Annotated in this window: 9 protein-coding genes; 6 read left to right on the top strand and 3 right to left on the bottom strand. The window is 76.6% G+C overall.

Features of this window, described 5'->3' with window-relative positions; translation table 11 throughout:
• Nucleotides 1–66: 66 nt before the first annotated feature.
• The gene (locus tag CNO22_RS04780; protein ID WP_100498201.1) at nucleotides 67–903 is read right to left on the bottom strand and encodes an alpha/beta fold hydrolase; all 837 of its coding nucleotides are present in this window, start codon (nucleotides 901–903) and stop codon (nucleotides 67–69) included.
• A gap of 25 nt (nucleotides 904–928) precedes the next feature.
• Between CNO22_RS04780 and CNO22_RS04775 the strand changes: the two genes are divergently transcribed.
• From CNO22_RS04775 to nudC, 6 genes are all read left to right on the top strand, one after another.
• Entirely contained in the window at nucleotides 929–2,347 is a 1,419-nt protein-coding gene (locus CNO22_RS04775; RefSeq protein ID WP_232806796.1) for a M20/M25/M40 family metallo-hydrolase, read from the top strand.
• Entirely contained in the window at nucleotides 2,344–3,948 is a 1,605-nt protein-coding gene (locus CNO22_RS28135; protein ID WP_198588106.1) for a serine/threonine-protein kinase, read from the top strand. Before CNO22_RS04775 ends, CNO22_RS28135 begins: the two co-directional genes overlap by 4 nt.
• 35 nt (nucleotides 3,949–3,983) lie before the next feature.
• Nucleotides 3,984–4,838, top strand: a complete 855-nt coding sequence (locus tag CNO22_RS04765; protein ID WP_100498199.1) for a DUF2510 domain-containing protein — start codon at nucleotides 3,984–3,986, stop codon at nucleotides 4,836–4,838.
• Nucleotides 4,839–5,019: 181 nt separating this feature from the next.
• Nucleotides 5,020–6,330 (top strand): M16 family metallopeptidase, encoded by a 1,311-nt coding sequence (locus tag CNO22_RS04760; protein ID WP_100498198.1) that lies wholly within the window; start codon nucleotides 5,020–5,022, stop codon nucleotides 6,328–6,330.
• Nucleotides 6,327–7,679 carry a M16 family metallopeptidase gene (locus CNO22_RS04755; RefSeq protein ID WP_100498197.1) on the top strand — a complete coding sequence of 451 codons (1,353 nt, stop codon included), beginning with the start codon at nucleotides 6,327–6,329 and terminating at the stop codon, nucleotides 7,677–7,679. The genes CNO22_RS04760 and CNO22_RS04755 overlap by 4 nt, the downstream gene beginning before the upstream one ends.
• Nucleotides 7,676–8,641, top strand: coding sequence for an NAD(+) diphosphatase (nudC, locus tag CNO22_RS04750; RefSeq protein ID WP_100498196.1), 966 nt, complete (start codon nucleotides 7,676–7,678; stop codon nucleotides 8,639–8,641). The genes CNO22_RS04755 and nudC overlap by 4 nt, the downstream gene beginning before the upstream one ends.
• 208 nt (nucleotides 8,642–8,849) lie before the next feature.
• On the opposite strand, the gene CNO22_RS04740 is transcribed toward nudC, so the two are convergent.
• Both CNO22_RS04740 and CNO22_RS04735 read right to left on the bottom strand, forming a co-directional pair.
• Nucleotides 8,850–9,395: a nucleoside/nucleotide kinase family protein gene (locus CNO22_RS04740; RefSeq protein ID WP_232806795.1), complete on the bottom strand. Its 546-nt coding sequence runs from the start codon at nucleotides 9,393–9,395 to the stop codon at nucleotides 8,850–8,852.
• A gap of 101 nt (nucleotides 9,396–9,496) precedes the next feature.
• Nucleotides 9,497–10,096 (bottom strand): ANTAR domain-containing protein, encoded by a 600-nt coding sequence (locus tag CNO22_RS04735; protein WP_100498194.1) that lies wholly within the window; start codon nucleotides 10,094–10,096, stop codon nucleotides 9,497–9,499.
• Nucleotides 10,097–10,258: the final 162 nt, after the last annotated feature.

Below are 10,258 nucleotides of genomic sequence, written 5' to 3'. Positions count from 1 at the left end.
TCGCGTGGGCTCGGGTATGTGTATAAGAGACAGTTCTACGAGTGGCGGGGGGCAGGGGGGCCTCTCTCAGGTGGAGGCGATGCGGTCCAGGATCGCGACCGCCAGCTGCTCCGGGGCCTGCTCGGGGATCCAGTGCGAGACCCCGGCCAGCTCGACGAAGCGGTAGTCGCCGGCGACGTGCTCGGCGCAGCCCTCCGCGGCCCGCCGTCCGATCGCGACGTCGTCGTCGCTCCAGACGTAGGTGGTCGGCACGGTCACGTCGTCCACCGGCGTGGCCGAGCTCATCGCCCGGTACCAGTTGAGCGCGGCGGTCAGCGCGCCCGGAGCCGACAGCACGGCCACGTACTCGTCGACGGCCTCGGCCGGGACGGCGTCCCCGAACATCCGCCGCAGCCGCCGGGCGTCGTCGGCCAGCAGCACCTCCTCGGCCTTGCCCTCCTGCCAGAACAGCTGGATGTAGGCCGACCGCTCCCTCTGCTCCGGGTCGGAGCGGAAGGCGGTGGTGAACGCCGTGGGGTGCGGCACCGAGACGGCGGTCAGCGAGCGCACCCGGTCCTCGTGCCACGCGGCCAGGGCCCAGGCGACGTTGGCGCCCCAGTCGTGCCCGACGACGTCGGCCACGGGCACGTCCATCGCCGTCATCAGGTCGGCGGTGACCTGGGCGAGGTTGGTCAGCGCGTAGGAGTCGACGTCCAGCGGGCGGGCGCCGGGGGAGTAGCCCAGCTGGTCGACGGCGTAGGTGCGCAGCCCCGCCGCGGTCAGCTGCGGGGTCACCGCGGCCCACGACGCCGAGGTCTCCGGGAAGCCGTGCAGCAGCAGCACCGGGCGGCCGTCGTCCGGCCCGTCGGCCCGGACGTCGAACGTGAGGTCGCCGACGTCCACCCGCAGCAGCTGTCCGGCCATGGTCGCGACGCTACCGTCGGGAGTCGTGAGCAGCCCGGAACGCGACTTCGTCCGCGCGCACCTCGACGACCTGCACGCCGACCTCGACGCGTGGTTGCGGATTCCCTCGATCTCCGCCGACCCCGCGCACGCCCCCGACGTCGCTGCCAGCGCCGAGTGGCTGGCCGCCGCGCTGCGCCGCACCGGCTTCCCCGTCGTGGAGGTCTGGGAGACCCCCGGCGCCCCCGCCGTCTACGCCGAGTGGCCCTCGGCCGACGACGGTGCGCCGGTCGCCCTCGTCTACGGCCACCACGACGTGCAACCGGTCGACCCGCTGGGGCTGTGGGAGCACCCCCCGTTCGAGCCGACCCGCGTCGAGGGCGCCGACGGCCCGGAGCTGCACGCCCGCGGCGCCATCGACGACAAGGGCAACGTCGCGATGCACCTGCTCGGCATGCGCGCGCACCTGGTCGCCACCGGCCGCGACACCCCGGCGGTCACCGTCAAGGTCCTGGTGGAGGGCGAGGAGGAGTCCGGTTCGCCGCACTTCGCCGCGCTGCTGCGCGAGCGCGCCGACCGGCTGCGGTGCGACGTCGTGGTGGTCAGCGACACCGGGATGGCCGCCCCCGACGTCCCCAGTGCCGTGGTCGCCATGCGCGGGCTGGCCGACGCCGAGATCACGCTGCGCGGCCCGGCCGTCGACCTGCACTCGGGCTCGTTCGGCGGCGGCGTCCCCAACCCGCTGCACGCGATGGCGACCCTGCTGGCGAGCCTGCACGACCAGCACGGGCGGGTCACCCTGCCCGGCTTCTACGACAAGGTCCGGCCGCTGACCGACCGCGAGCGCGAGCTCATGGCCCGCGTGCCGTTCGACGAGGCCGCCTGGCTGGCCGGGCCCGCCGCCTCCCGCGTCGCCACCGGCGAGGAGGGCTTCAGCACCCTCGAGCGGATCGGCGCGCGGCCGACCGCGGAGGTCAACGGGATGTGGGGCGGCTACACCGACCCCGGCCACAAGACGATCATCCCCGCCGAGGCGCATGCCAAGATCACCTTCCGGCTGGTCGCCGACCAGCGCCCCGCCGACCTGGCCGAGCAGGTGCGCGGCTGGGTGGCCGCCAACCTGCCGGCGGGGATCCAGGCCGACGTGCACGTCCCGGCCGGCGGCGTCTCTCCGTGCTCCAGCGACCTGGACTCCCCGGCGATGGCCGCGCTGCTCGCCGCCATCGGGCAGGCGTTCGACCGCGACCCCGCCGACGTCCTGTTCACCCGCGAGGGCGGCAGCGGCCCGGAGGCCGACCTGGTCGACGTCCTGGGCGCGCCGCTGGTCTTCCTCGGCGCCGGGCTGCCCACCGACCGCATCCACTCGCCGAACGAACGGGTGCTGCTGCCCATGCTGTACCGCGGCGCCGAGGCCGCCGCGCACCTGTGGCGGGAGCTCGCGACCGTGCCGCTGCGCGCACAGTGACCGGGCAGCAGGACGGCGGGCGCTTCGGCCCCTACCGGGTCCTCGGCGTGCTCGGCCGCGGCGGTATGGGGCAGGTGCTGCGGGCCCACGACGACGACCACCAGCGGGACGTCGCCCTCAAGGTGCTGCACCCGCAGTGGGCCCAGGACGAGGGGTACCGCGACCGCTTCCGGCGCGAGGCCCGCATCGCCGCGCGCCTCACCGAGCCGCACGTCATCCCCATCCACCGGTACGGGGAGATCGACGGCCAGCTCTTCCTCGACATGCGGCTGGTGGACGGCGAGGACCTCGACTCGCTGCTGCGGCGCACCGGGCCGCTGGACCCCGCCCGCGCCGTCGACCTGGTCGGCCAGGTCGCCCGCGCCCTGGACGCCGCCCACGCCGGGGGACTGGTGCACCGCGACGTCAAGCCGTCGAACGTGCTGCTGGTCGGCCGCGCCGACGGGTGGGACCTGGCCACCTCGGCCGCCGGGGAGGACTTCGCCTACCTCGCCGACTTCGGTGTCGCCCGCGGTGCCGACGACGGCCCCGGACCGGCGCTGACCGCCGTCGGCACCGCGGTCGGCAGCACCGAGTACATGGCCCCCGAGCGGTTCGGCCCGACGCCACCGGACGCCCGCGCCGACGTCTACTCGCTGGCCTGCCTGCTCTTCGAGCTGCTCACCGGCCGCCGTCCGTTCGCCCCGGGCGACCCGGCGCGGGTGATGGCCGCGCACCTGCACGAGCCCCCGCCGGCGCCGTCGTCCCTGCGCCCGGGGCTGCCCGCGGCCCTCGACGAGGTGGTGCTGCGCGGCCTGGCCAAGCACCCCGACCGGCGCTGGCAGCGCGCCGGCGACCTGGCCGAGGCCGCGCGGGCGGCGCTGACCGGCAGCGGCGTCCCGGTGCCCCCGCGGGACGACGCCCCGACGGCGATCGGGCCCCTCCCGGCCGACGGCGGCCGATCGACCACCCGGCAGGTGCCGACCGCCGCCCCGACGCCGTCCGCGCCCACCCTCGTCGGCGCGACGCCTGCCGGCCGGTCCCGGCGCCGGCTCGGCTGGCTGCCGTGGGTGCTCGCCGCGGCCGCGACCGTCGCGGCGCTGGTGCTCGCCGGGCTGTTCGTCACCGCCGACCGCCGGGCCGACGCGGCCGCCGACGACGTCTCCGGCGTCGCCGAGCGGCTGCTCGCCGTGAGCCTGCCCGAGGAGGTCGACCCCGCCGACTGCACGGCCGGACCGGCGGACGGCGGGACGCTGGGACGGCTCGACTGCCCGGCCGGGGACCCCGACGAGGACGGCGCCCTGGCGAGCACCCACACGCTCTACGCCGGGGACGGCGCGACCACCGCCCTCGCCGCGCACGTGGAGGCGGAGGGGCTGCGCCTGCTCGACAGCGAGTACGAGTGCGGCAACGGCGAGGACCCGGAGGGCTGGCTGCAGCTGCGCGACGACGACCGCGTGGTCGGCCGGCTGGCCTGCTCCGTCGACGCCGAGGGCGACGCGCAGCTGCGCTGGACCTGGGACGACACGGGCACCCTCGCCGTCGCCGAGGTGCGCGGCGGCGGGGACGACGGCCTGCGGGAGCTCGTCTCGTGGTGGGACGACGCGGCCGACCGTCGCTGACCGGGGCTCCCAGCCGGCGCACCTAGGGTGGCGCCGTGACCGGTACGTCGAGTGCGCCGCCGGGGTGGTACCCCGACCCCGACGGCGCCCCCGGGATGGTGCGCTGGTGGAACGGCGCCGGCTGGTCCGACGTCACCACCCCCGTCGGCCCCGGTGTGGCGGTGCAGGCGCCCGCCGCCGAGTCGACGTCCGCGCCCGCGCCCACCCCGCCGCCGGGCCCGGGACGGCCGCCGCGGCGCACCGGGTGGGTGGTCGGGCTGTCGGTGCTCGGGCTGGTGCTCGTCGTCCTCATCGGCTTCCTCGTCGGCCGGCCCACCGGCGTGGACGACGACGCGGGCCCGACCGCGCTCCCGCTGCCCAGCGGGTCGGCCTTCCCACCCGGCACGCTGCGCATCGTCGACGAGGCCGCCGGCATCGCCTACCCGTACCTCGGCCAGGGCTGGCTCGAGTACGACCTGCAGGACGTCGTCGAGACGACCTCGGTGGCCGGGCAGTACCTGGTCACCCAGGAGGTGACGCCCGACGGCGGGCCGTTCATCGCCCAGTGCACCTCCGGGCCGCTGTCGCCGCTGTTCGACCCCGCGGCCGGCCTGCAGCCGACCCTCGCCCAGGTCGCCGACAGCGTGCGGCTGAACTACTACCCGAGCCCCCACGAGCAGGAGGTGCTGCGCGACGAGGCGCGCACCGTGGACGGCGCCCCCGCACACCTGCTGGAGTTCGACCTCTCCTGGGACGTCGAGGGCTACGACGCGACGGGGGAGCGGGCCGCGCTGCTGCTGGTCGACGTCGGCCGGCCCGCCCCGGCGCTGCTCTACCTCTCGATCCCCAACACCCACGCCGAGCTGTACGGCGTCATCGACCGGGTCATCGACGGCGTCGACGTGCTGTGACATGGCGGTCCTCCGGACCGCTTCCTGCGTCGAGTGGGCAGTTGGGGTCGGTCGGCGCGGCGTGTGCGCGCGTGTCGGCGACCGCAACTGCGCACTCGGCCAGGGGAGCCGCGGGTGACGGCCGTCGCACCCTCCGCCGTCGCCCGGCGCGGCGTCCCCGGGCGCGGCTAGGGTCGGGCACGTGACTGCAGCTGGGGCCGACCTCACCCTCCGGCACCCGGTGGAGCGCTTCCGACTCGAGAACGGGCTGCGCGTCGTGCTGGCGCCCGACCGCAGCGTCCCCGTCGTCGCCGTGACCGTCTCCTACGGCGTCGGGATGCGCAACGAGCCCCAGGGCCGCACCGGCTTCGCCCACCTCTTCGAGCACCTGATGTTCCAGGGCTCGGCCAACGTCCCGAAGATGGAGCACGCCCGCCTGGTCCAGGCCGCGGGCGGCACCTTCAACGGCTCGACCCACCAGGACTACACGAACTACTACGAGGCACTCCCCGCCGAGGCCCTCGAACGCGCCCTCTTCCTCGAGGCCGACCGCATGGCAGCGCCGGCCATCACCGAGGAGAACCTCCGCAACCAGATCGACGTGGTGAAGGAGGAGATCCGGGTCAACGTGCTCAACCGCCCCTACGGCGCCTTCCCGTGGCTGCAGCTGCCCGCGATCGCCTTCGAGAGCTTCGCCAACACCCACGACGGCTACGGCTCCTTCGTCGACCTGGAGTCCTCGACCGTCGACGACGCCGCGGACTTCTTCCACCGCTACTACGCGCCCGGCAACGCCGTCCTGTGCCTCGGGGGCGACCTCGCCGTCGAGCAGACCGAGGAGCTGGTGCGCCGCTGGTTCGGCCCCATCGCCGCCCGCGAGGTGCCACCGACCCCGCCCACCGGCGAGCCCTCGCCGACCACCGTCCGCTCCGGCGTGGTCGAGGACCCGCTCGCCCCCGCGCCCGCGGTGGCCCTCGGCTGGCGGGTGCCCGACCCGGTCGGCGACCTCGACACCTACCTCGGCACGGTGCTGCTCGCCGAGCTGCTCAGCGAGGGCGACGCCTCGCGGCTCGAGCGCCGGCTGGTCCACGACGACCAGCTCGCCATCGCGCAGAGCAGCTACGTGGGCCTGTTCGGCGACCCCTTCGACGTCCGGGACGCCACGCTGCTGACCACGCAGGTGCACCACCCGCCGTCGGTCCCGACGGAGAAGGTGGTCACCGCGGTGCACGAGGAGATCGGCCGGATCGCCGAGGACGGCGTCGGCGCCGACGAGCTGGCCCGCGTGCAGGCGCGCACCGAGGCCCAGCTGCTGCGCCAGGCGGACTCGGTGCTCGGCCGCACGCTGGCCTTCGCCACCGCCGAGCTCGTCCACGGCCGCGCCGAGCTGGCCGGCGAGCTCGCCGCCCGGCTGGCCGCCGTTCCCCCCGAGCAGGTGCGGAGCGCCGCCCGGGGCCTGGACCCCGGCACCGTCGCGGTCCTCGAGCTGCGGGCCACGGGAGGACGTCGGTGACCGCCCCCGTGCTGATCCCGCCGCTGGGCGAGCCCCGGCCCCAGCCCGAGCTGGCCGTCACCGAGGAGACGCTGCCGAACGGCCTGCGGCTGGTCGTCGTCCCGCGGCCCGGCGTCCCGCTGGTCGAGCTGCGCCTGCGGGTGCCGTTCGCCGCGGCGACGGCGCGGGCCGCCGCCCAGCACACCGCCCGCGCCTCGGTGCTTTCCGGCGCCGTCCTGCTCGGCACCGGGACGCACGACGCCACCGGCATCGCCGAGGCCCTGCAGGCCCACGGCGGGGAGCTGGCGGTCTCCACCGATCCCGACCGGCTGCTGTTCGCCACCACGCTGCTCGCCGAGGGGCTCGCCCCGGTGCTGGGCGTGCTCGCCGAGGTGCTCACCGACGCCACCTACCCGGCCGACCGGGTGGAGGCCGAGCGGGCGCGCGTCGCCGAGCGGATCTCCATCGCCCGCTCCCAGCCCGGCATCATCGCGCGCACCGCGCTGGCGGCCCGCCGCTACGGCGCCCACCCGTACGCCGAGCAGCTGCCCGCGGCCGAGCTGGTGACCGCCGTCCGCAGCCAGGCGCTGCGCAAGCTGCACCGCGAGCGGGTGCTGCCCGCCGGCAGCACGCTGGTGCTGGTCGGCGACCTCGACCCGGCCGCCGCCGTCGACACCGTCGGCACCGCGCTGGCCGGCTGGACCGGCGAGGGGACGGCGGTCGCCGCTCCGCCGGTGCCGCAGCTGGCACCCGGGGCGCTGCAGGTGGTCGACCGGCCCGGCGCGGTGCAGTCGAACCTGCGCCTGGGCGGCCCCGCGCCGAGCCGCACCGACCCGGACCTGCCCGCGGTCCGGCTGGCCAACATGGTCTACGGCGGCTACTTCTCCTCCCGGCTGGTGGAGAACATCCGCGAGCGGCGGGGCTACAGCTACAGCCCGCGCAGCTCGGTGGACCACCTGGCGGCTGCCTCCTCCTTCCTCGTCGAGGCCGACGTCGCGACCGAGGTCACCGGGCCGGCGTTCCTGGAGACCTGGTACGAGCTGGGCCGCATGGCGCTCACGCCGGTCACAGTGGAGGAGCTCGACGCCGCCCGCCGCTACGTGCTCGGCAGCATGGCGCTGTCCACCGCCACCCACGCGGGGCTGGCCAGCACGCTGTCGGCGCTCACGGGCTCGGGCCTGCCGCCGCAGTGGCTGGCCGAGCACCAGCAGGCGCTGGCCCGGGTCACCGTCGAGGAGGTGCAGGAGGCCGCCCGCCGGTTCCTGCAGCCGGGTGGGCTCGCCGCCGTCGTCGTCGGCGACGCCGGTCAGGTCGCCGACCCCCTGCGCGCGTTCGGCCCGGTCGAGGTCGCGCCGGCGGACCCGGCATGAGCGTCCCCGACGGCGGCAGCACCCCGGCGGACAACCCGCCGCCGTCCGGCGACGGCGTCCGCTGGCCGGAGAGCAGCCCCTCGCGGGCCGGGGCGGTGCCGGTGCTGTCCCGCTCGGCGCACGACCGCAGCCACCTGGCCCGGTCGCTGCCCGACCCGACCGGCGGCCGTCCGGTGCGGGTGCTCACGGTCGACGAGCGGCGCACCGTGCCGGTCGACGAGGCCGACGGCCGGCCGCGGCTGGTGTGGGAGGAACGGGCCGGGCTGCCCGAGGGCGCCATCTACCTCGGCGAGGCCGACGGCGTGCCCTACGCCGCCGTCCGCGGCGACCGGCGGCTGACCATCGGTGGCCGTCCGGTCGACACCTGGGCCGGCCTCCGTGACCTCGGCGCGGACCTCGACGACCTCGACGCCGGCCTGCTCGCCGAGGCGGTCGCCATGGTGGAGTGGCACGCGCGGCACCGGTTCAGCCCGCTGTCCGGCGCACCGACGACGGTCGAGCGGGCCGGCTGGGTGCGGCGCGACCCGGAGACCGGTGCGGAGCTGTTCCCGCGCACCGACCCGGCCGTGATCATGCTGGTCCACGACGGCGGGGACCGCTGCGTGCTGGGTCGCCAGGCGGTGTGGCCGCCGGGGCGCTTCTCCATCCTCGCCGGCTTCGTCGAGCCGGGGGAGTCCGCGGAGGGCGCCGTTGCACGGGAGGTGGCCGAGGAGGTCGGGCTGCAGGTCACCGACATCCGGTACGTGGGCAGCCAGCCGTGGCCGTTCCCGCAGTCGCTGATGCTCGGCTACACCGCCCGCGTCGAGGGCGACCCGACGCTGCGGCTGGACCCCACCGAGATCGAGGAGGCCCGCTGGTTCACCCGCGACGAGCTGCGCTCCGGCGCCGGCCCGCGGGCACTGCCCCCGGCGGTCTCCATCGCCCGGCACATCATCGACCGCTGGGTCGACGGGGAGCTGTAGGAGGACACCCTCCCCGAGCCCTCGGCCCCCTCCCGGGCCCGGGTGCTCATTCCCCACCTCCGGCCGCACCTCCGGATGATCATGGAGCTGTGGTGGCGACACGCCGGATGCACATGGCGTGTCGCCACCCGGACCCCATGATCGTCGGCGAACGGGATCGGGATGCGGACGAGGCCCTACCACGAGGCGAGTGGCAGGGGATCCGGCTTCAGGCCCAGCGGCCCTGCAGCACCAGCGCCGGGTGGTCGGGGGAGTCGGCCAGTACCACGGCGTCGGCCAGGGACAGCGGGTCCACCTCGTCGTCGTAGCGGTCGAACGCCGGCAGCTCCCACGCCTGCTCCGCGGGCGTACGCCGCCGGCGGGCCGCCGGGGCCACCCGCAGGTGGACGACGACGTCGAAGGCCAGCCCGATCCCCTGCAGCAGCGCGCCCGGGGCGAGCAGCACCCCGCGGGGCGGCATCGGCCGGGGGACGGCGCGGGCGGCCCGGTTGCGGTCGACGTCCCAGAGCACCGGCAGGTACTGCCCCGAGCCGCCGGGACCGAGGGGGGCGAGCACCTCGCGGGCCAGCGCGCCGGAGTCCAGCCAGTCGGTGTAGCGGGCGTCGGGATCGGTGCGGCCGTGCTCGAACCGGAGGGACGCCGGGCGCAGGAACCCGCCGGCCGGGACGACCTCGGCAGGGCGCCCCAGCGGCGGCAGCCGTTCGGCGACCGCGGCCGCCAGCTCGGTGGGGGCGGCGATGTCGGGCCCGTCCACGGCCACGCGCAGGGCGGCCGCCCCGGGCTCGGGGTCGGTTCCGGCGAGCAGTGCGGCCAGCCGGTCGGCCAGCGCCTCGGGGGTCAGCGGTTCCGGTCGGGTCAGGACCGGCCCTCCGCGGGGCCGCGTCCGGCCCGGGTCCGCGTGCGGGGTGCCCGGCCGGCGTCCCGCACCGCCATCCGCGGGGCCGGTGTCAGCGCAGCCGTGACCTCGGCCTCCACCGGGACGGACCGGCCCAGGCCGTCGAGCACCTCGCGGGCGAGCTCGGGCACCGGCCGGCCCTGCGATCGGGCGTCCCGCCGCAGCTGCTCGAACGCGGCCTGGGGTGTGGTGCCGTGTCGTTCGGCGAGGACGCCGATGGCGCGTTCGGTGGAGACCCGGGCGGCCAGCGCGTGCTCGAGCTGGGCGACGGTGCGCTCGAGCGCGGCCAGCCGGACGTCGCGCGGATCGGCGTCCGGGTCGGCGTCCCCGGTGGCGCCACGGGCGGCCCGGCGGGTGCCGCGGTCGGGTTCGACCTGCGCACCCAGCTCCTCGCTGACCAGGTCGGCGAGGGTCATGCCCTCCACGAGGTCGTCGACGTCCTCGGCCCGCCCGGGAGCGAACACCGACCAGCCGCGGCCGGTCCGGGCCACCACGACGGTGGGCTGTTCCGAGCCGGAGGAGTCGTCCGCCGCCGTCCCCTGCTCCAGTCCGGCACTCACGAGGCGTCCTCGGGACCGGACGACGCCGACGTCGGCGGGCACTCCGCTGGCGTGCTGCGCTCACTCACTGGGCGGCCTCCGCGAGGGGCTGGGCCCGGCGGGCAGCCGGGTCGGGACGGCGACGGGACTGGTCGTCCTGGACGACTATGCCCCCTCGCGCAA

This window comes from Geodermatophilus chilensis (assembly GCF_002802985.1).
Lineage (GTDB): Bacteria > Actinomycetota > Actinomycetes > Mycobacteriales > Geodermatophilaceae > Geodermatophilus > Geodermatophilus chilensis.
Note: the sequence above shows the minus strand (reverse complement) of the source record. Positions and strands in the feature narration are given on the sequence as shown.

Coding starts and splice junctions, on each gene's coding strand:
- CNO22_RS04780 (WP_100498201.1), bottom strand. CDS start 903: ATGGCCGGACAGCTGCTGCGGGTGGACGTCGGCGACCTCACGTTCGAC.
- nudC (WP_100498196.1), top strand. CDS start 7,676: ATGAGCGTCCCCGACGGCGGCAGCACCCCGGCGGACAACCCGCCGCCG.